Source organism: Streptomyces xingningensis, from assembly GCF_054957865.1.
On sequence record NZ_JBDJPF010000076.1, the window covers coordinates 1 to 19,436 of the forward strand.

A 19,436-nucleotide genomic window follows, 5' to 3' on the forward strand; every position below is an offset into this window, starting at 1 on the left:
ACGCCCCAACCGCCGCGCAACCGACAACCGCTCCAACACCACCAACCCCACACCCGCCCCCCCCCCCCCCCCCCCCCCCCCCCCCCCCCCCCCCCAAAACCCCCCCCCCCCCCCCCCCCCCCCCCCCCCCCCCCCCCGACCCACCCACCAACGGAACCCGCACCCCCACGGGCGCGAGGGTCAGATGCCCGCCGCCCGCGACAAGTCCGCCTTGATCCCTGCCAGCACCGCATCCGCCCGGACCCGCGCATCCGCGAGCGCCGCCCCCGAGGCGACCGGAACGACAACCTCCAGGTAGCACTTCAGCTTGGGCTCCGTGCCGCTGGGCCGGACGATCACCCGCGCTCCCGACACCTCGCCCGACTCGTCACCGGAGAGGTGGTAGCGCAGCCCGTCCGTCGGCGGCAGCGACTCCGAGCCCTTGGACAGGTCCTCCGCCGAGACCACATGCAGCCCGGCCAGCAGCACCGGCGGCTGCTCGCGCAGGCGCCGCATCGCGGCCGCGATCAGGGCGAGGTCCTCGACCCGCACGGAGAGCTGGTCCGTGGCGTGCAGCCCGTGCTCCACCGCGAGGTCGTCCAGCAGGTCGGTGAGCGTACGGCCGGACTCCTTGAGCTCGGCGGTCAGCTCGGCGACCAGCAGCGCGGCGGTGATGCCGTCCTTGTCGCGCACGCCCTCCGGGTCGACGCAGTAGCCCAGTGCCTCCTCGTAGGCGTACCGCAGACCGTCCACCCGGGCGAGCCACTTGAAACCGGTGAGGGTCTCCTCGTACGGAGTGCCGGGGGACGCGGCCGCGATCCGGGACAGCAGAGAGGACGAGACGATCGTCGTCGCGAACGTGCCGACCGCCTTCTTGTGCACCAGGTGCTCGGCCAGCAGCGCACCGACCTCGTCGCCGCGCAGCATCCGCCAGCCCTCGACGGTGTCCGGGGCCGGCACGGCCACGGCGCAGCGGTCCGCGTCCGGGTCGTTGGCGATGATGATGTCCGGCTCGGCGCCGTTCAGCGCCGCCTGGCGGGCGGTGGCGAAGGCCAGGTCCATCGCGCCCGGCTCCTCCGGGTTGGGGAACGCGACGGTCGGGAAGTCGGGGTCGGGGTCGGCCTGCTCGGCGACCACCGTGGGCGCGGGGAAGCCGGCGCGCTCGAAGGCGGCGGTCAGGACGGTGCGGCCGACACCGTGCAGGGGCGTGTAGACGACGCGCACATCGCGTGCGGAGCCGTTGGTGAGGACCGCGTCGGTGCGCGCGAGGTAGGCGTCGACGACGCTGTCGCCGAGGGTCTCCCAGCCGGCCGACGGGCGGGGCACCGTGTCGAGGGAGGCGATGGCGGCGATCTCGGCGGCGATCTCCGCGTCGGCCGGGGGCACGATCTGGGAGCCGTCGCCGAGGTAGACCTTGTAGCCGTTGTCGCGCGGCGGGTTGTGGCTGGCGGTCACCTCGACGCCGGCGACGGCGCCGAGGTGGCGGATCGCGAAGGCCAGCACCGGGGTGGGGAGGGGATGCGGGAGGAGCGCCGCCTGGAGACCGGCGCCCACCATGACGGCGGCCGTGTCGCGGGCGAAGTCGGCGCTCTTGTGACGGGCGTCATAGCCGATGACGACGGTGCCGTTGGAGTGGCCCTGTTTCTTGAGGTACGCGGCGAGACCGGCGGCGGCGCGGATGACGACGGTCCGGTTCATCCGCATGGGACCGGCGCCGAGCTCACCGCGGAGGCCGGCGGTGCCGAACTGCAGGGTGCCGGCGAAGCGGTCGCCCAACTCGGGCAGGTTCTCGGCGTCGATGAGCGCGGCCAGCTCGGCGCGGGTCTCGGGGTCGGGGTCCTCGGCGAGCCATGCCTTGGCCTGGGCGATGAGGTCTCGCTCCACGGTGTCCTCCGGGGGTCTGCGGGTGCGCGTTCGGATGCGTTGGGGTCGGGGGCGGGGAGGGACGGGGCCTTCCGGGGCTGGATTATTTACGGCGGGTGCGCTCAGGCGTTTGGGTGCCCGGATCGCCGCCGCAAATAACCCTTACGCCCGCTCCAGGCCCCGTCCCGCCCCGCCCCCTCCCGCACGTCGGCGTCTGCGGGTTTGTCTGTTGTGCGGTGGAGGCCGACGGCTGCCCGCCCCCACAGGAGAGCTCAGCCCTGCGGGGGCGGGTAAGGGGTGGTGCGGAGCACAACGCCCCGAAGGGGCGTGTCCACCCACCGGCGGGGTGCCGGAAATGCGTCCTGTGCGGAGCGCACCCGGCGGGGTGCCGGTTACAGGCGCGGCAGGACCTGCGCGAGCAGGGAGCCCATGTGCGTGGCCGAGTCCCGCCCGGCCTGCAGCACCTCTTCGTGGTTGAGCGGCTCGCCGGTCATGCCGGCGGCGAGGTTGGTGACCAGCGAGATGCCCAGCACCTCCGCACCCGCCTCGCGGGCGGCGATCGCCTCCAGCGTGGTGGACATGCCGACCAGGTCCGCGCCCAGGGTGCGGGCCATCCGGACTTCGGCCGGGGTCTCGTAGTGCGGGCCGGGGAACTGGGCGTAGACGCCCTCTTCCAGGGTCGGGTCGACCTCCTTGCACAGGGTGCGCAGCCGCTGCGAGTACAGGTCGGTCAGGTCGACGAAGTTGGCGCCGACGATCGGCGAGGTCGCCGTCAGGTTGATGTGGTCGCTGATCAGCACCGGCTGGCCGGGGCGCATGCCCTCGCGGAGGCCACCGCAGCCGTTGGTCAGTACGACGGTCTTGCAGCCGGCCGCGACGGAGGTGCGGACGCCGTGCACGACGGCGACGACGCCGCGGCCCTCGTAGTAGTGCGTACGGCCGAGGAAGACGAGCGCGCGCTTGTCGTTGACCTTGTACGAGCGGATCGTGCCCGCATGGCCGGCGACGGCCGCCGCCGAGAAGCCGGGGAGCTCGGTGACCGGGAACTCGGCCTCGGGAGCACCGAGCGCCTCGGTGGCGGGAACCCATCCGGAGCCCATGACCAGGGCGACGTCGTGGGTCTCGGCGCCCGTGAGCTCGCGCAGGCGGGCGGCCGCGGCGTCGGCCGCGGCGTACGGGTCGGTCTGGGGGGTAACTGATGCGTTCACGCGGACGAGGGTAGCCGCTCATTGCCTACGCGCGTAGATGTCGCAGGTTACGGTCTTGCGACTGTCGCTTTGTGGGTTCTGACAGCCACCTCGGCCGGGATCAGCAGGGACGCTTGCGCAGTTCCATGACGTAGTCATGGGGCGCTCCGGCGGATTCCGCGGCGTCCGCGATCTCGCCGAGGTAGCGGGCGGAGGGCAGTCCGCCCTCATAGCCGTTGAGGACGTAGATCCACGCGGGCTCCTCGCCGTCCAGGGTGTGGACCCGTACCCGCATGCGCCGGTAGATGTCGAGGCCGACGCCCTCCCAACGGTCCATCGAGTCCTCGTCCATCGGGGCGATGTCATAGAGCGCGACGAAGACCTGGGAGCGCGGCGCCTCGACGACCGTGGCCAGCGCCCCTTCCCAGCCCATCTGCTCGCCGCCGAAGGTCAGCCGCCAGTCGGCGAGCCAGCCCGTGCCGCGCAGCGGCGAGTGGGGTGCGCGGCGCGTCATGAGCCGCGCGTCGAGGTTGCCGGCGTACGCGGCGTAGAGCGACATGGTTCTGAGGGTACGGGAGTGAGGCGGGACCGCATTTGGGATGGCAGGCTCGAGGGGTGGGCCCCGAAGGGAGTCGCTTCGATGGGTGCGGGACAATGGAGTACGTGACTCGGATCGTGATCATCGGTGGCGGACCCGGCGGCTATGAGGCGGCGCTCGTCGCCGCTCAGCTCGGCGCGGAGGTGACCGTCGTCGACTGCGACGGTCTGGGCGGGGCGTCGGTGCTCACCGACTGTGTGCCCTCGAAGACCCTCATCGCGACGGCCGAGGTGAAGACGAACTTCGACTCCTCGTACGAGGAACTGGGGATCACCGTCGACGACGGGGAGGACGGCACCGTGGTGGGTGTCGACCTGGGGAAGGTCAACCGGCGGGTGAAGCGGCTCGCGCTGGCGCAGTCGCATGACATCACCGCGTCCGTGACGCGGGCGGGCGGGCGGGTGATGCGCGGGTGCGGGCGGCTGGAGCCGCAGCAGGCCCCCGACGGTTCCCGCCGGGTGGTGGTGCGCGCGGCGGACGGCGTGGAGGAGACCCTGGTCGCGGACGCCGTGCTGATCGCCACGGGTGCCCATCCGCGGGAGATCCCGGACGCGCTGCCGGACGGGGAGCGGATCCTCAACTGGACCCAGGTGTACGACCTGGAGGAGCTGCCCGAGCAGCTGATCGTGGTGGGCTCGGGCGTCACCGGCGCCGAGTTCGCCGGCGCGTACCAGTCGCTCGGCTCCGAGGTGACGCTGGTGTCCTCGCGCGACCGGGTGCTGCCGGGCGAGGACCCGGACGCGGCCGCGGTGCTGGAGGACGTCTTCCGGCGGCGCGGGATGAATGTGATGGCGCGGTCGCGCGCGGAGTCCGCCAAGCGGGTGGGGGACCGGGTCGAGGTCACGCTGGCCGACGGACGCGTCATCAGCGGTACGCACTGTCTGATGGCGGTCGGGTCGATTCCCAACACGGCCGGGATAGGCCTGGCGGAGGCCGGGATCCGGCTCAAGGAGTCGGGTCACATCTGGACGGACAAGGTCTCCCGCACCACCGCCCCGGGGGTGTACGCGGCCGGTGACTGCACCGGGGTGCTGGCCCTGGCGTCGGTCGCCGCGATGCAGGGCCGGATTGCCATGTACCACTTCCTGGGTGACGCGGTGGCGCCGCTGAATCTCAAGGCGGTATCTGCGAACGTATTTACGGATCCGGAGATTGCCACGGTTGGCTATACGCAGGCCGATGTGGACGGCGGTTTGATTGACGCCCGGGTCGTCAAGCTGCCGCTGCTGCGCAATCCCCGCGCGAAGATGCAGGGAATTCGCGATGGTTTCGTAAAGATGTTCTGTCGCCCCGGCACCGGCATCGTGGTCGGCGGGGTGGTGGTCTCGCCCCGGGCCAGCGAGCTGATTCATCCGATCTCGATCGCGGTCGACAACAATCTGACAGTGGAACAGATCGCGAACGCGTTCACCGTGTACCCGTCACTGTCCGGCTCGATCGCCGAGGTGGCGCGGCAGTTGCACACCCGGAAGTCACAGCGGGAGTCCTGAGTCACCGGGGTGCCGGAAGGGGTGCCCCTCCTTCCGGTTCCCTATACCACTTCTTGGGTTGCCCGACGAACAACTTCCGCTAATTGCTGCAACCTGCTGAAAGCAGATGGTCGTTGGCGTTACTGTCGGTTTCGTGTTCGCTGCAGAACGTCGTCAATTGATCCTTGAAATGGTGCGGGCCAACGGGGCGGTTTCGCTCCGGGAGCTCGCCCGCGTTGTCCAGACTTCCGAAGTGACCGTGCGGCGTGACGTGCGGGCTCTGGAAGCGGAAGGACTGCTCGACCGTCGGCACGGCGGTGCGGTGCTGCCCGGCGGTTTCACCCGAGAGTCCGGCTTCCCGCAGAAATCCCATCTAGCGACCGCCGAGAAGACGGCCATCGCCGATCTCGCGGCGAGCTTCGTCGAAGAGGGCGAGGCCGTCGTCGTCGGCGCCGGTACCACCACCCAGGAGCTGGCCCGCCGGCTCGCCCGGGTACCGGGACTGACCGTGGTCACCAACTCCCTGCTCGTCGCCCAGGCGTTGGCCCATGCCAACCGGGTCGAGGTCGTGATGACCGGCGGCACCCTGCGCGGTTCGAACTACGCGCTGGTCGGCAGCGGGGCCGAGCAGTCCCTGCAGGGGCTGCGGGTGAGCCGGGCCTTCCTGTCCGGGAGCGGCCTGACCGCCGAGCGCGGCCTGTCCACCTCCAATATGCTCTCCGCGAGCGTGGACCGGGCGCTGGTGCAGGCGGCGGCCGAGGTGGTGGTGCTGGCCGACCACACCAAGCTGGGCACCGACACGATGTTCCAGACCGTGCCCACCGATGTCATCACCAGACTCGTGACCGACGAGCCGCCCGGGCATGACGACCGTGCGGCGACGGAGCTCCAGGCGCTGGCCGACCAGGGGGTGCACATCTCGGTCGCCGGGCCCGGCCCGGGGGCGGCCCCGGGCGTGCACGGCGAGGGGGTCGCCCCGGCCCGCCGCCGCGATGTGCCGCCGCTGCCCGGGCAGCGGCGCAACCACCCGCTCGGAGACGGCCGGCCCGGCCAGCACGGCCAGCAGTATCCCGGCCCGGGGCAGGGCGGCCCACCCGGGCCGCACCAGCTGCGCAGCGCGGCCTCGCTGGGTGACCAGCCGACGGCGCGGGTGGCGGATCTGGCGCCGCGCCGCCGGTAGCCCGCCCGCTATTCCCTGATCCCTCTCAGGGTCAGTCTCAGCAGGCGGTCGGCCAACTCCGGGTCCTCCGGGGATTGTTCGACCGCCAGCGAGATGGCATTGGTCAGCTGCATCAGGTCGGCGATGTCCGCGTCCGGGCGCACCACGCCGGCCTGTTGCGCACGCGCCAGCAGCGTGCTGCCCGCCGCGAGCATCGGTGTGCTGCACCGCGCCAGCGCGGAGTCCTGGTCGCCCTGCGCGGCCATCAGCGCCTTGGACAGCCCCCGGTAGGTGCTGGCGTGCGCCACGATGGCCCGCAGCCAGTCCACCAGGGCGCGGCAGGGCTCGGGTGAGGCGAGCAGCTCCCGGGAGCGCGCGAGCAGTGCGTCCACCTCGCCCTGGAAGACCGCGCTCATCAGTGCCGTGCGGTTGGGGAAGTGCCGGTAGAGCGTTCCGATGCCGACCTCCGCCCGGCGGGCGATGTCCTCCAGCGAGGCGTCGGTGCCGTGCTCGGTGAAGGCCGTACGCGCCTCGACGAGCAGCCGCTCGTAGTTGCGTCGTGCGTCCGCGCGCATGGGCCGTGGTGACGTCTGCGCCGTGTCGGTCGTCATTTACGTCCGTCCTCCCGCTCGCTCCCCCGCGGGTCAAGGATGCCATCAACGCCTTGGGGGTTGGGTCGTTCATACGAGGGACTGTGTACGCAGCCGCTTGACTGTACAGTCTTTCGGCATGGACACCTATCCACTCGTCGAGGCCCGCAATCAGCTCGGGCAGCTCGTCGGCCGTGTGCGCCATGGCCATGAGCACATCCTCATCAGCGAGTACGGCAAGCCGGCGGCGGCGCTCATCCCGATAGGAGAGCTGGAGGAGCTCCAGCGGCTGAGGGACGCGGCGGATCTGGAGCTGGCCCAGGCGCGCTGGGAAGAGCCGGGGGGCGCATGGATCCCGCACGAGGAGTTCATGGCGCAGCTGGACGCTGAAGATCGGACGGCAGCAGGGTGACGTACAGGATGGTGTGGGCACCTCATGCCACACAGGAGTTCCGGCGCTTACGTCAGATCGACATGGTCGGGGCCAAGGCGTGTGCCGCGGCGGTCCGGGGACTGGGGGACGAGCCGTGCCCTGAAGCGGCCTCGTCGCTCGGTGGATCCGGCTACTACCGGCTTCCGGTGGGATCCTGGCGGGTGCTGTATCGGGTAGTAGAGGGCACGGTGCACATCCAGAAGGTCGGCCGCGTCGTGTGACGTCTTGGAACGCCGGTGGCCTCGACCGATCATTTCGGTCGAGGCCACCGGCGTTCTGGCGTATCAGTCCTTGATCTCGCAGATCACCGCACCCGAGGAGACCGAGCCCCCGACCTCCGCGGTGATGCCCTTGACCGTGCCGGCGCGGTGCGCGTTGATCGGCTGTTCCATCTTCATGGCCTCCAGGACCACGATCAGGTCGCCGACGGCCACCTGCTGGCCCTCCTCGACCGCGACCTTCACGATGGTGCCCTGCATCGGGGAGGCCAGGGTGTCACCGGAGACCGCCGAGCCCGCCTTCTTGGTCGCGCGGCGCTTGGGCTTGGCGCCGCCCGCGGCGGCGGTGCGGGCGATGGTCATGCCGAGCGAGGACGGCAGGGAGACCTCGAGGCGCTTGCCGCCGACCTCCACGACCACCGTCTCGCGGCCGGGCAGCTCCTCGTCCTCGTCCGCCACGGCACCTGCGAACGGGGCGATGGTGTTGGTGAACTCCGTCTCGATCCAGCGGGTGTGCACCCGGAAGGGGTCGGAGGTGAAGGCGGGGTCGGTGACCACGGCCCGGTGGAAGGGGATCGCCGTGGCCATGCCCTCGACGTTGAACTCCGCCAGCGCCCGCGCCGCGCGCTGCAGCGCCTGCTCACGAGTGGCGCCGGTGATGATCAGCTTGGCGAGCAGGGAGTCCCAGGCGGGGCCGATGACCGAGCCGGACTCGACGCCGGCGTCCAGGCGCACGCCCGGGCCCGCCGGGGCGTCGAAGCGGGTCACGGTGCCGGGCGCCGGGAGGAAGTTGCGGCCCGGGTCCTCACCGTTGATGCGGAACTCGAAGGAGTGGCCGCGCAGCGGCGGGTCGTCGTAGCCGAGCTCCTCGCCGTCCGCGATGCGGAACATCTCGCGGACCAGGTCGATGCCGGTGACCTCCTCGGTGACCGGGTGTTCCACCTGGAGGCGGGTGTTGACCTCGAGGAAGGAGATGGTGCCGTCCTGGCCGACGAGGAACTCACAGGTGCCCGCGCCCTGGTAACCGGCCTCGCGCAGGATCGCCTTGGAGGCGCGGTAGAGCTCCGCGTTCTGCTCGTCGTTCAGGAAGGGCGCCGGGGCCTCCTCCACCAGCTTCTGGTGACGGCGCTGCAGGGAGCAGTCACGGGTGGAGACGACGACCACATTGCCGTGCTTGTCGGCCAGGCACTGGGTCTCCACATGGCGCGGGCGGTCGAGGTAGCGCTCGACGAAGCACTCACCGCGGCCGAAGGCGGCGACCGCCTCGCGGACGGCCGAGTCATAGAGCTCGGGCACCTCTTCGAGGGTGCGGGCGACCTTCAGGCCGCGGCCGCCGCCGCCGAAGGCCGCCTTGATGGCGATCGGCAGCCCGTGCTCCTCGGCGAAGGCGACGACCTCCTCGGCGCCGGACACCGGGTCCGGGGTGCCGGCCACCAGCGGCGCCCCCGCGCGCTGGGCGATATGACGGGCCGCCACCTTGTCGCCGAGGTCGCGGATGGCCTGCGGCGGCGGGCCGATCCAGGTCAGCCCGGCGTCGATGACGGCCTGGGCGAATTCGGCGTTCTCGGAGAGGAAGCCGTATCCCGGGTGGATGGCGTCCGCGCCCGATTCGGCCGCGGCGGCAAGCACCTTGGAGACGTCGAGGTAGCTCGTCGCCGGCGTGTCACCGCCCAGCGCGTACGCCTCGTCGGCCGCGCGGACATGCAACGCGTCACGGTCCGGGTCGGCGTAGACCGCCACACTGCCGATCCCGGCATCCCGGCAGGCACGGGCGACGCGGACAGCGATTTCGCCACGGTTGGCGATGAGCACCTTGCGCACGATGGCTCCCTCCTTGAAACAAGGTGAGTTTAGGTACTGGCGACACCTTGTGCCGACCCGACCTCCAGCGTGACCTTGCCCACACGGTCCGTGAACCACCGTCCACGGTCGGTCCCGGGTACCCCGATCTCCCACGGTACGCCGCGTTTTCCGGAGGGCTGTGGGGGTGTTGGTGTGGTCAAGGTCTCGACGAACGCCCGGGAGTGGCGGTGCCGAATATTTGTGGAGTCCCTACGAACGGGTGACACAAAGTTTGCGTCCCGGCCCGGAGGATGCGAAGGGGCGGACGGAGTGCGCGCCCGGATGTCTGAGGTTTACCCATGGGTAGCGGGACCAATGCCGACGTACCCGGGTCAAAGCGACGGATGCCGCCCGGCCGTTCCGGGGAGGTGATGGTGCGCGGGGTGATCGGCCGCATCCCGGTCGCGGTCAGATAGCGCTGCCGGGCGGCCCGGTCCAGCGCGGCCAGCAGCACCTTCCCATGGGCGGTGGCGTGCCCGTCGGTGTCCCGGCCGAGGGTGAAGCCGCCGGTGACGGGGGTGCCTCCGGTGTCTTTGGGGTCACCGGGGAGGGCGGAGGTGGCGGCCGCGAGGACGGCGATGTCCCCGTCCCGGTAGGTGCTGAAGTAGGTGTCCGCCCCGGCGGACCGGCGCGCCCGCAGCAGCAGACCGTGCACCTGCCCGTCATCGGGGTTCGTCCGCAGCTGCCGCCGGAAGGCCTGGTGCAGGGCGGGCACCCGGTGGCCCAGGGTGTAACCGGCGGTGGTACGGGCCAGGTGGCCGCGTGCGGTGAGGGTGCCGAGCAGCTCGTAGGCGGTGGACAGCCCGCAGCCCAGCTGCCGGGCCAGGGCCTTCGCGGGCACCGGCCCGTCGGCCCCGGCGACGGCGTCCAGCAGGTCCAGGGCCCGGTCGACGGACTGTGGCACGGCTGACTTCTCCTCGGGCGGGATGGTGGCTGCGGAAGCTCACCAGCCTCGCACACCGCGCCGGGCGGCCCCGAGATGTGGCCGAGCCGCTGTTTGCTCGCACGCTTGCCATCGCTGTCCCAAGGGCGTGCGAATTCCGGCCGTTTTCAGGGGTGTTCGGGGATCGGGAGGCCGGAGAGGGGGTGACTGATATGCCATGACATCGTTGAAGATGTCATGATCAAGCGCATTGCCGCGGCCGCCGCTCTGGCCTCAGCCGCTCTCACCGTCACCTCCGCCGCCGTGGCCTCTTCGGCCGCCGCCGCGCCGCTGCCCCAGCCGTCGACGCCCTCGGCGTCGATGTCGAAGGGGGCGCCCGCGGCGCCCTCGGCGGAGCCGCCGACCACCAGCGCGGGCAAGCTCAAGGTCACCGCCCCGCCGAAGGGCGTGCCGGCCAAGGGCCCGGCGACCAGCCTCTACCCCGGTGCCGTCGAGGAACTCGGCAAGCTGAACCAGCTCAACGAGCTGGGCAAGGTGGCCAACGCGCTGCCGCTCTAGCACTTCGTTGGAAGGCCGCTACGTCATCTGCGGGTGCGTCGTGGCTGGTCGCGCAGTTCCCCGCGCCCCTTCGGGGCGCTGCCGAACCGCACCGGATTTCGCCGAGCCCGCTCAGGGCCCGTGCCGACCCATCGGACACTCCCCGAGCCGCTCGTTCACACCCAGAGGTCGGTGATGGTGATCCCCAGCCCGGCGAGGAGCTCGCGGAGCAGGGGGAGCGACAGGCCGATCACATTTCCGGGGTCGCCGTCGATGCCCTCGACAAAGGGCGCGGAACGGCCGTCGAGCGTAAAGGCACCGGCCACCTGCAGCGGTTCGCCGGAGGCCACATAGGCGGCGATCTCGGCGTCGGTCGGCTCACCGAAGCGGACCGTCGTCGAGGCGGTCGCCGCAGTGCGGCGACCGGTCGCGGTGTCGATCACACAGTGACCGGTCCGCAGCACCCCCGAGCGGCCGCGCATGGACTTCCAGCGCGCGGTCGCCTCCTCGGCGTCGGCCGGCTTGCCGAGCGCCTGGCCGTCCAGCTCCAGCACCGAGTCACAGCCGACGACCAGCGCTCCCGCCGCGCCCTCCAGTGCGGCCACCGCGGCCGCCTTCGCCTCGGCCAGCACCAGCGCCAGCTCGGCCGGGGCGGGGGCGGTGAGCGCGTCCTCGTCCACCCCGCTCACGATCACCTCGGGCGCGAGCCCGGCCTGGCGCAGCAGGCCGAGACGGGCGGGGGACTGGGAGGCGAGGACCAGGCGGCGGGTGTCGTTCATACCCGCCAGCCTACGAGGGCCCGGGACCGCCCTGGCTCACTTCTTGATCACCGCCTGCATGACCTTCTTGGCGATCGGGCCCGCCAGGCCGCCGCCCGAGACGTCCTCGCGGTCGACGCCCGAGCCCTCGGGGTCGATGAAGACGGCGACCGCGACCGGGGAGCCGTCCGCCTGCTTGGCGTAGGAGACGAACCAGGCGTACGGGATCTTCTCCAGGTTGGCGCCGTGCTGGGCGGTGCCGGTCTTGCCGCCGACGGTGACTCCGTCGATCTGCGCCGACCTGCCGGTGCCCTCCCTGGCGGTGAACTCCATCATCTCCTGCACCTTCTTGGCGGTGTCGGCGGAGACGGGCCGGGACATGACCTCGGGCTTGTGCTCGTCCATGGTGGACAGGTCCGGGGCGCGCAGCTTCTCGACCAGGTAGGGCTTCATCATCTTGCCGTCGTTGGCCAGGGCGGCGGTCATCATCGCGATCTGGAACGGGGTGGCGGCGAGGCTGCCCTGGCCGATGCCGGTGAGCGCGGTCTGGGGGCGGTTGATGTTCTTGGGGTAGACGCTCTTGGTGACCCGGACGGGCATGTCGAGCTGCTGGTTGAAGCCGAACTTCTCGGCCGTCTCGGCCATCTTGTCCTTGCCCAGCTCCGCGGCGATCTTGGCGAAGACGTTGTTGCAGGAGTACTGCATCGCGACCTTGAGCGAGGCGTTGCGGCAGGGCGCGCTCTCGTTCTCGTTCTTCATCGGGGTCACGGTGTCGGGCAGGTTCCACGGGTACGGGGAGTCGGTCGGGGCGTTGATGTCCGTGTAGAGGCCGTGGTCGAGGGCCGCCGCCGCGGTGAGGATCTTGAAGGTGGAGCCCGCCGGGTAGAGCTCCTTGATCGCCTTGTTGCTGAGCGGCTTGTCCTTGTCCGCCTCCAGCTTCTGCCAGGCCTTCTGGTTCTTCAGGCTCTCACCGGAGAAGACCGAGGGGTCGTAGGACGGGGTGGAGGCAAGCGCGAGGATCTTGCCGGTGCTCGGGTCGATCGCCACCACGGCGCCCTTGTACTTGCCCAGGCCCTGGTAGGCGGCCTTTTGGGCCTCGGGGTCGATGGTGGTGACCACATCGCCGCCGTGCGAGCTCCGGCCGCTGAACATGTCGGCGGTGCGCTGGAAGAAGAGGCGGTCGTCGGTGCCGCTGAGGAACTTGTTGTAGACGTACTCGAGCTGGTTGTTGGCGTAGATCTGCGAGGAATAGCCGGTGACCGTGGCGTACAGCGCGCCGTCGGTGTAGGTCCGCTGGTACTTCAGGTCACTGCCGTCGGTCGCCTTGGAGCCGGTGACGGGCTTTCCGCCGACGATGATGTCGCCGCGCGGCTGGGCATAGGCGTTGATCTTCACCCGCCGGTTCTTGTCGTGGTTCGAGAGCTCGTCGGCGCGGACGAACTGCACCCAGGTGGCCTGGGCGAGCAGCGCGAAGATCAGCAGCCCGCTGAAGATCGCTATATGGCGCACGGGCTTGTTCATACGTGGACACACTCCCCGGATCGCGGCAGTTCACCGAGGAGGATGCGAAGCCGGGTACTTCTGGTTGCAAATCTGCTTACAAAAAGGACAAACCTGTGAGGCTTCTGTGAATTCAGTGAGTGCCCGGCGCAGACCTCGCCAGCACTCAGGCGGGCCAGTACGTGGTGCGCCAGGCACGCGGCCCGGGGCGCGGGGCGCGCCTGCCCCCGGTCAGCCGGGCCGGGTCGGCCCACTCCACGGGCGGCTCGGCGCCGGGCGCGGCGGTGGCGCGCGCCGCCGCGCTGGCCCGGACCACCGCCAGTGCGGCGGCCAGCTCCTCGGGGGTCGGGTTGCCCCGTACGACCTTGATCACCGGAAGGTCCTTCCTAGAGCGGGATGTTGCCGTGCTTCTTCGGCGGCAGTGCCTCGCGCTTGTTCCGCAGCGTCCGCAGCCCGCGCACGATCTGGCGGCGGGTCTCCGACGGCATGATCACCGCGTCCACATAGCCGCGCTCGGCGGCCTCGTACGGGTTGAGCAGGGCGTCCTCGTAGTCCGCGATCAGCCGGGCGCGCAGCTCTTCGCGCTCCTCGTCCGACTCCACCGCCGCCAGCGAGCGGCGGTGCAGGATGTTGACCGCGCCCTGTGCGCCCATGACCGCGATCTGGGCGGTGGGCCAGGCCAGGTTGAGGTCCGCGCCCAGGTGCTTGGAGCCCATCACGTCGTACGCTCCGCCGAACGCCTTGCGGGTGATGACGGTGATCAGCGGCACGGTGGCCTCGGCATAGGCGTAGATCAGCTTGGCGCCGCGCCGGATGATGCCGTTGTACTCCTGGTCGGTGCCCGGGAGGAAGCCCGGGACGTCCACAAAGGTCAGCACCGGGACATTGAAGGCGTCGCAGGTGCGGACGAACCGCGCTGCCTTCTCGCTGGCGTTGATGTCCAGGCACCCGGCGAACTGCAGCGGCTGGTTGGCGACCACGCCCACCGGGTGCCCCTCGACCCGGCCGAAACCGGTGATGATGTTGGGTGCGAAGAGCGCCTGGGTCTCCAGGAACTCCCCGTCGTCCAGCACCCGCTCGATGGCCGTGTGCATGTCGTACGGCTGGTTCGCCGAGTCCGGGATCAGCGTGTCCAGCTCCCGGTCGACGTCCAGGACCTCGAGATCGGCCTCCTCGGGGAAGGCCGGCGGCTCGGAGAGGTTGTTGGAAGGCAGGTAGGACAGCAGGGCCTTGACGTAGTCGATGGCGTCCTTCTCGTCGGCCGCCAGGTGATGGGCCACGCCCGAGGTCGTGTTGTGGGTACGGGCGCCGCCCAGCTCCTCGAAGCCCACGTCCTCGCCGGTGACCGTCTTGATCACATCCGGGCCGGTGATGAACATGTGCGAGGTCTGGTCGACCATCACCGTGAAGTCGGTGATTGCCGGGGAGTAGACCGCACCGCCCGCGCACGGGCCCACGATCAGGGAGATCTGCGGGATGACCCCGGAGCCGTGCACATTCCGGCGGAAGATCTCGGCGAACAGGCCGAGGGCCACCACGCCTTCCTGGATGCGGGCACCGCCGCCGTCGTTGATGCCGACGACCGGACAGCCCGTCTTGAGCGCGAAGTCCATCACCTTGACGATCTTCTCGCCGTAGACCTCGCCCAGCGAGCCGCCGAAGATGGTGAAGTCCTGCGAATACACACAGACCGTACGCCCGTCGACCGTGCCGTAGCCGGTGACCACCCCGTCTCCGTAAGGGCGGTTGGCGTCGATGCCGAAGTTGGTCGAACGGTGCCGCGCGAGCTCGTCCAGCTCGGTGAACGAACCCTCGTCCAACAGCAGCTCGATGCGCTCACGAGCCGTCAACTTGCCCTTGGCGTGCTGCTTTTCCACCGCCCGGGCGGAACCGGCATGCGTGGCCTCCTCGAGCCGGCGCTGGAGATCCGCGAGCTTGCCCGCGGTCGTATGGATGTCGATTCCATCGAGGTCTCGCTCGGACATCGGACTGCGGCTCCTGCTCGTCCTGGGAGGTGAGGGACTGACTATGGCTACCGGTCCGTAGCGTATCGGCGCCGATGCGTTCCGGCAGTGCGGCGTTGGCCACACCCGGCCCCCTCCTAAGGTGGCAGTCATGACGCCCCCCGACAGCTCCGGAAACCGCTGGTCCGACCTGGACCGGCCGCCCCTCAACGCCACCGCGCTCCGGCGCGCGCTGCTGCGCCCCGGCGGGCTGTGGACCTCCGTGCAGGTGGTCGCCAACACCGGCTCCACCAACACCGACCTGGCCGCCTCCGCCGGGCCCGAGGGCGCGGTGCTGATCGCGGAGGAACAGTCCGCCGGACGCGGGCGGCTGGACCGCAGCTGGTCGGCGCCGCCGCGCTCCGGGCTGTTCTTCTCCGTCCGGCTCACCCCGGGCCCCGGCGTGCCGGCCGAGCGCTGGGGGTGGCTGCCGCTGCTCGCCGGGGTCGCCACCGCTACCGCGCTGTCCCGCACCGCGGGCGTCGACACCGCCCTGAAGTGGCCCAACGACCTGCTGGTCCAGGTCGGCGGCGAGGAGCGCAAGGCGGGCGGCATCCTCGCCGAACGGGCGGGCGACAGCGTGGTGATCGGCATCGGGCTCAATGTCTCCCTGCGCACCGGTGAACTGCCCGTCCCCACCGCGGGCTCACTCGCGCTCGCCGGGGCGAAGGTGCTCGACCGCGACCCCCTGCTGCGCGCCGTGCTGCGCTCCCTGGAGGAGTGGTACGAGCAGTGGCGGCAGGCCGGCGGTGACCCAGGGTCGGGTCGGTTGCAGGAGGCGTACGCGGCAGGCTGTGCCACCCTCGGCCGCACCGTACGGGCCGAACTGCCGGGCGGGCGCGAGCTGGTCGGGGAGGCCTTGGCCGTGGACGGGGACGGCCGGCTGGTGCTGGCCACCGCCGAGGGCGTGCGGCAGCCGGTGGCCGCGGGCGACATCGTCCATCTGCGACCGGCACCGTCGGGAGAGTGAGCTAGGGCACACCTGCCGTATCGTTGTGCCCGGCAACTGGGCGAGCAGCGATCGGCAGGGCAGTGCGCACGGATCGGACAGGGGGCGGGCGGTGACCGCCGACGGTGGGGGTACCTCCCGTGCCGCTCAGGCTACGGGGGAGGGGAGCACCGAAGGTGCTCCCGAGGAGCTCGAGGGGACCTTTGACGAAGAGGGCGCCGAGGAAGGCGCCGACCCTCTCGCCCTCCGGCTGGAGGCGCTGATCCTCGGTGCCGAGCGCCGGTACACACCCTTCCAGGCCGCGCGTGCGGCAGGGGTGTCGATGGATCTGGCCTCCCGTTTCTGGCGGGCCATGGGCTTCGCCGACATCGGCCAGGCCAAGGCCCTGACCGAGGCGGACGTGCTGGCGCTGCGGCGGCTGGCGGGCCTGGTGGAGGCGGGGCTGCTGAGCGAGCCGATGGCCGTACAGGTGGCGCGCTCCACCGGCCAGACCACCGCGCGGCTCGCCGACTGGCAGATCGACTCCTTCCTGGAGGGGCTGACCGAGCCTCAGGAACCGGGCATGACCCGCACGGAGATCACCTATCCGCTGGTCGAGCTGCTGCTGCCGGAGCTGGAGGAGTTCCTGGTCTATGTCTGGCGGCGCCAGCTCGCCGCCGCCACCGGCCGGGTGGTCCAGGCGCAGGACGACGCGGAGATGGTCGACCGGCGGCTGGCGGTGGGCTTCGCGGACCTCGTCGGCTTCACCCGGCTCACCCGCCGGCTCGAGGAGGAGGAACTGGGCGAGCTGGTAGAGGCGTTCGAGACCACCGCCGCCGACCTGGTCGCCGCGCACGGCGGCCGGCTGATCAAGACGCTGGGCGACGAGGTGCTCTACTCGGCGGACGACGCGGGCACCGCCGCGGAGATCGGCCTGCGCCTGATCGAGACGCTCAGCCATGACGAGACGATGCCCGAACTGCGGGTCGGCATCGCCTTCGGCACGGTCACGACCCGGATGGGCGATGTGTTCGGCACCACCGTGAACCTGGCCAGCAGGCTGACCTCGATAGCGCCCAAGGACGCCGTCCTGGTGGACAGCGCGTTCGCCGAGGAACTGGCGCGCAACGGGGACGCCCCCAAGTCGGAGGCGGAGGCGGCCGCCGCGGGCGCCGGGCAGCCGGCCTACCGGTTCGCGCTCCAGCCCATGTGGCAGCGGCCGGTACGCGGTCTGGGCGTGGTCGAACCGTGGCTCCTGAGCCGCCGGGCCGGTGCCGAGGAGTAGGGGGTGTCCGGTGGATCTCCGCGGTGTCGCGGGCCCCGGCTTCCGGACACCTCCGGGACGGAGCCGGCCATTGCGCACGGCTCTGGCCGGATGCCGGGCCACGCGGCATGATCGCCGGGTCAGCACCGGCGCCCAGAAAGGTGAACCAACGTGAGTGAGCAGCGCTTCGGGGAGTGGGTCGCGGTCCACCGCCATGGCCGGGTGGCCGAACTGGCCCTGGACCGGCCCAAGGCCATGAACGCCGTCTCCACGGAAATGGGCCGCTCCATCGCGGCGGCGGCCGCCGCCCTCGCCGCCGACCGGGAGGTCAGTGCCGTCGTACTGACCTCCACCCATGAGCGCGCCTTCTGCGTCGGCGCGGATCTGAAGGAGCGCAACTCCTTCACGGACGCGGACCTCGCGCGCCAGCGCCCGCACGCCCGTGCCTGCTACACCGGCGTGCTGGAACTGCCGGTGCCCACCGTCGCGGCCGTGCACGGTTTCGCCCTGGGCGGCGGCTTCGAACTCGCGCTGTCCTGCGATGTGATCGTGGCGGACGGCACGGCCGTGGTGGGCCTGCCCGAGGTGTCGGTCGGGGTGATCCCCGGCGGCGGCGGCACCCAACTGCTGCCCCGCCGGGTCGGCGCGGCCCGGGCGGCCGAACTGATCTTCAGCGCCCGGCGGGTGGCGGCCGAGGAGGCCCGGCAGCTGGGGCTCGTCGACTTCCTGGTGCCCGAGGGCGAGGACCGTACGGAGGCGCTGGCGCTGGCCGGGCGGATCGCCGCCAACTCGCCGGTGGGGCTGCGCGCGGCGAAGCGCGCCCTGCGGCTGGGCCACGGCCTGGACCTGCGGGCCGGGCTCGAGGTGGAGGACGCCGCCTGGCGCTCGGTGGCCTTCTCCGGCGACCGCAAGGAGGGCGTGGCGGCGTTCAACGAGAAGCGGAAGCCCGACTGGCCCGGCGAGTGAGCGTGAACACTCATCGCGAACACTCATAAGGCGGAATGAGCGCGACATTCTTACGCTGGAGTGCGGGAACTGCGCACAGTGACGGAATGTGAGGCTCGGGTGTCTGAAGACGGGGAGCGCGACGACCGCCTGCGCGCCGTGGTGGATCTGGCCCAGGCGATGGCGGCCGCGCCCACCCCGCTGGAGGGCGTGGCCGCGGCGGCGGAGGGGGCGTTGCGCGCACTGGAGGGCAGCTTCGCCGCGATCTCGGTGTGGGAGCGCGAGCACGGCCGGCTGCGGGTGCTGACGAACGTCGGCGAGCTGGCCGGTGACGAGGAGCGGTTCCCGGCCGGGGAGTGGTATCCGGTGCATGACTTCCCCGAGGTCACCGGGTTTCTGCACGAGAAGTGGGCCGGCGGCCGGCCGCCCGCCTGGGTGGAGTGCGCCGACGGGCCGCGGGTGGACTCCGGCCCGTACTCCCGGCACCGGGTGGCGGCCCTGCGGCGGCGCGGGCGCGGCAGTTGTGTGATCGCGCCCATCGTCCTGCACGGCCGGGCCTGGGGCGAGCTGTATGTCGCGCGCCCGGCGGGCGGGCCGGCCTTCGGGCGGGTGGCGGCGGACTTCGCGACCGTGCTGGCCGCCGTGACGGCGGCCGGGATAGCCCAGACCGAGCGGCTGGAGGAGGTGCGCAGGCTCGCCTACACCGACCCGCTCACCGGCCTCGCCAACCGGCGCGCGGTCGACGCACGGCTGGACGAGGCCATGGAGCGCCACCTGGCCGACGGCGCGGTGATCAGCCTGGTGGTGTGCGATCTCAATGGGCTGAAGCAGGTCAATGACACGCTCGGCCACGCGGTGGGCGACCGGCTGCTGGAACGCTTCGGCTCGGTGCTCTCGCTGTGCGGCGCCCAGCTGCCCGGCGCGCTCGCCGCGCGCCTCGGCGGCGATGAGTTCTGCCTGGTGAGCGTGGGGCCCTCGGCGGACGAGGTGGTACGGGTCGCGGAGGAACTGTGCCATCGGGCGGGCGAGTTGGAGCTGGGCGAGGGCGTCGCCTGCGGGGTCGCGTCCACGGGTGACCCCATCGGGCCGGTGCGCACCGCGCGGCGGCTGTTCCGCCTCGCCGATGCGGCGCAGTACCGCGCCAAGGCGGCGGAGGCCATGAAACCGGTGGTCGCGGGGCGGGACGGGGGCCGTTCGGACCCGGTCGTCCGGCTCGCGGACCGACCGCCCGCGCCGCCGGTGACGGAGCGGCGCCGCTTCCGCGGGCGGCGATAACGGCA

General features: G+C 71.4%; 19 protein-coding genes. 9 read left to right on the top strand and 10 right to left on the bottom strand.

The features are described from left to right. Nucleotides 1-180: 180 nt before the first annotated feature. From ABCR83_RS28575 to ABCR83_RS28585, 3 genes are all read right to left on the bottom strand, one after another. The gene (locus ABCR83_RS28575; RefSeq protein WP_462698113.1) at nt 181-1,863 is read right to left on the bottom strand and encodes a phospho-sugar mutase; all 1,683 of its coding nucleotides are present in this window, start codon (nt 1,861-1,863) and stop codon (nt 181-183) included. A 371-nt stretch (nt 1,864-2,234) separates the two neighbouring features. After that, nucleotides 2,235-3,050, bottom strand: coding sequence for a purine-nucleoside phosphorylase (locus ABCR83_RS28580; protein WP_462698114.1), 816 nt, complete (start codon nt 3,048-3,050; stop codon nt 2,235-2,237). A gap of 100 nt (nt 3,051-3,150) precedes the next feature. Next, on the bottom strand, nt 3,151-3,588 hold the full coding sequence (locus ABCR83_RS28585; protein ID WP_462698115.1) for a gamma-glutamylcyclotransferase: 438 nt from the start codon (nt 3,586-3,588) through the stop codon (nt 3,151-3,153). Nucleotides 3,589-3,683: 95 nt separating this feature from the next. Here ABCR83_RS28585 and ABCR83_RS28590 point away from each other — a divergent pair, with 95 nt between their 5' ends. Continuing rightward, on the top strand, nt 3,684-5,117 hold the full coding sequence (locus tag ABCR83_RS28590; protein WP_462698116.1) for an NAD(P)H-quinone dehydrogenase: 1,434 nt from the start codon (nt 3,684-3,686) through the stop codon (nt 5,115-5,117). 169 nt (nt 5,118-5,286) lie between these two features. Then, entirely contained in the window at nt 5,287-6,276 is a 990-nt protein-coding gene (locus ABCR83_RS28595) for a DeoR/GlpR family DNA-binding transcription regulator (protein ID WP_462698137.1), read from the top strand. Between the two features lie 8 nt (nt 6,277-6,284). On the opposite strand, the gene ABCR83_RS28600 is transcribed toward ABCR83_RS28595, so the two are convergent. Then, nucleotides 6,285-6,866: a TetR/AcrR family transcriptional regulator gene (locus ABCR83_RS28600; protein ID WP_462698117.1), complete on the bottom strand. Its 582-nt coding sequence runs from the start codon at nt 6,864-6,866 to the stop codon at nt 6,285-6,287. A gap of 118 nt (nt 6,867-6,984) precedes the next feature. Between ABCR83_RS28600 and ABCR83_RS28605 the strand changes: the two genes are divergently transcribed. Both ABCR83_RS28605 and ABCR83_RS28610 read left to right on the top strand, forming a co-directional pair. Beyond that, nucleotides 6,985-7,257 (top strand): type II toxin-antitoxin system Phd/YefM family antitoxin, encoded by a 273-nt coding sequence (locus ABCR83_RS28605; RefSeq protein ID WP_462698118.1) that lies wholly within the window; start codon nt 6,985-6,987, stop codon nt 7,255-7,257. An 8-nt stretch (nt 7,258-7,265) separates the two neighbouring features. After that, on the top strand, nt 7,266-7,499 hold the full coding sequence (locus tag ABCR83_RS28610; RefSeq protein WP_462698119.1) for a type II toxin-antitoxin system RelE family toxin: 234 nt from the start codon (nt 7,266-7,268) through the stop codon (nt 7,497-7,499). Between the two features lie 63 nt (nt 7,500-7,562). On the opposite strand, the gene ABCR83_RS28615 is transcribed toward ABCR83_RS28610, so the two are convergent. Continuing rightward, complete coding sequence (locus ABCR83_RS28615; RefSeq protein WP_462698120.1) at nt 7,563-9,317, bottom strand: acetyl/propionyl/methylcrotonyl-CoA carboxylase subunit alpha; 1,755 nt, start codon at nt 9,315-9,317, stop codon at nt 7,563-7,565. Between the two features lie 178 nt (nt 9,318-9,495). After that, the gene (locus tag ABCR83_RS28620) at nt 9,496-10,242 is read right to left on the bottom strand and encodes an IclR family transcriptional regulator (RefSeq protein WP_462698121.1); all 747 of its coding nucleotides are present in this window, start codon (nt 10,240-10,242) and stop codon (nt 9,496-9,498) included. 216 nt (nt 10,243-10,458) lie between these two features. Between ABCR83_RS28620 and ABCR83_RS28625 the strand changes: the two genes are divergently transcribed. Next, nucleotides 10,459-10,779 (top strand): hypothetical protein, encoded by a 321-nt coding sequence (locus ABCR83_RS28625; RefSeq protein WP_462698122.1) that lies wholly within the window; start codon nt 10,459-10,461, stop codon nt 10,777-10,779. Nucleotides 10,780-10,934: 155 nt separating this feature from the next. On the opposite strand, the gene ABCR83_RS28630 is transcribed toward ABCR83_RS28625, so the two are convergent. The 4 genes from ABCR83_RS28630 to ABCR83_RS28645 form a co-directional block, all read right to left on the bottom strand. Continuing rightward, nucleotides 10,935-11,537, bottom strand: a complete 603-nt coding sequence (locus tag ABCR83_RS28630) for a Maf family protein (RefSeq protein ID WP_462698123.1) — start codon at nt 11,535-11,537, stop codon at nt 10,935-10,937. Between the two features lie 36 nt (nt 11,538-11,573). Continuing rightward, nucleotides 11,574-13,037, bottom strand: a complete 1,464-nt coding sequence (locus ABCR83_RS28635) for a peptidoglycan D,D-transpeptidase FtsI family protein (RefSeq protein ID WP_462698125.1) — start codon at nt 13,035-13,037, stop codon at nt 11,574-11,576. Nucleotides 13,038-13,182: 145 nt separating this feature from the next. Next, nucleotides 13,183-13,389 (bottom strand): acyl-CoA carboxylase epsilon subunit, encoded by a 207-nt coding sequence (locus ABCR83_RS28640; RefSeq protein WP_462698126.1) that lies wholly within the window; start codon nt 13,387-13,389, stop codon nt 13,183-13,185. 13 nt (nt 13,390-13,402) lie between these two features. Next, nucleotides 13,403-15,001: an acyl-CoA carboxylase subunit beta gene (locus ABCR83_RS28645; RefSeq protein ID WP_462698127.1), complete on the bottom strand. Its 1,599-nt coding sequence runs from the start codon at nt 14,999-15,001 to the stop codon at nt 13,403-13,405. Between the two features lie 130 nt (nt 15,002-15,131). On the opposite strand from ABCR83_RS28645, the gene ABCR83_RS28650 reads away from it, so the two are divergent. The 4 genes from ABCR83_RS28650 (at nt 15,132) to ABCR83_RS28665 (ending at nt 19,431) form a co-directional block, all read left to right on the top strand. Continuing rightward, a complete protein-coding gene (locus tag ABCR83_RS28650) occupies nt 15,132-15,989 on the top strand; it encodes a biotin--[acetyl-CoA-carboxylase] ligase (RefSeq protein WP_462698128.1) in 858 nt (285 codons plus the stop codon). Nucleotides 15,990-16,080: 91 nt separating this feature from the next. Continuing rightward, on the top strand, nt 16,081-17,232 hold the full coding sequence (locus tag ABCR83_RS28655) for an adenylate/guanylate cyclase domain-containing protein (protein WP_462698129.1): 1,152 nt from the start codon (nt 16,081-16,083) through the stop codon (nt 17,230-17,232). Between the two features lie 150 nt (nt 17,233-17,382). Then, nucleotides 17,383-18,177 (top strand): enoyl-CoA hydratase/isomerase family protein, encoded by a 795-nt coding sequence (locus ABCR83_RS28660; RefSeq protein ID WP_462698130.1) that lies wholly within the window; start codon nt 17,383-17,385, stop codon nt 18,175-18,177. A gap of 159 nt (nt 18,178-18,336) precedes the next feature. Further along, on the top strand, nt 18,337-19,431 hold the full coding sequence (locus ABCR83_RS28665; RefSeq protein ID WP_462698138.1) for a GGDEF domain-containing protein: 1,095 nt from the start codon (nt 18,337-18,339) through the stop codon (nt 19,429-19,431). The last annotated feature ends 5 nt before the right edge of the window (nt 19,432-19,436 follow it).

Bases quoted from the DNA above. Each gene is read 5' to 3' on its own strand.
- ABCR83_RS28585 (WP_462698115.1), bottom strand. From the start codon at position 3,588: ATGTCGCTCTACGCCGCGTACGCCGGCAACCTCGACGCGCGGCTCATG.
- ABCR83_RS28590 (WP_462698116.1), top strand. From the start codon at position 3,684: ATGGAGTACGTGACTCGGATCGTGATCATCGGTGGCGGACCCGGCGGC.
- ABCR83_RS28595 (WP_462698137.1), top strand. From the start codon at position 5,287: ATGGTGCGGGCCAACGGGGCGGTTTCGCTCCGGGAGCTCGCCCGCGTT.
- ABCR83_RS28600 (WP_462698117.1), bottom strand. From the start codon at position 6,866: ATGACGACCGACACGGCGCAGACGTCACCACGGCCCATGCGCGCGGAC.
- ABCR83_RS28605 (WP_462698118.1), top strand. From the start codon at position 6,985: ATGGACACCTATCCACTCGTCGAGGCCCGCAATCAGCTCGGGCAGCTC.
- ABCR83_RS28610 (WP_462698119.1), top strand. From the start codon at position 7,266: ATGGTGTGGGCACCTCATGCCACACAGGAGTTCCGGCGCTTACGTCAG.
- ABCR83_RS28625 (WP_462698122.1), top strand. From the start codon at position 10,459: ATGATCAAGCGCATTGCCGCGGCCGCCGCTCTGGCCTCAGCCGCTCTC.
- ABCR83_RS28630 (WP_462698123.1), bottom strand. From the start codon at position 11,537: ATGAACGACACCCGCCGCCTGGTCCTCGCCTCCCAGTCCCCCGCCCGT.
- ABCR83_RS28635 (WP_462698125.1), bottom strand. From the start codon at position 13,037: ATGAACAAGCCCGTGCGCCATATAGCGATCTTCAGCGGGCTGCTGATC.
- ABCR83_RS28645 (WP_462698127.1), bottom strand. From the start codon at position 15,001: ATGTCCGAGCGAGACCTCGATGGAATCGACATCCATACGACCGCGGGC.
- ABCR83_RS28650 (WP_462698128.1), top strand. From the start codon at position 15,132: ATGACGCCCCCCGACAGCTCCGGAAACCGCTGGTCCGACCTGGACCGG.
- ABCR83_RS28665 (WP_462698138.1), top strand. From the start codon at position 18,337: ATGGCGGCCGCGCCCACCCCGCTGGAGGGCGTGGCCGCGGCGGCGGAG.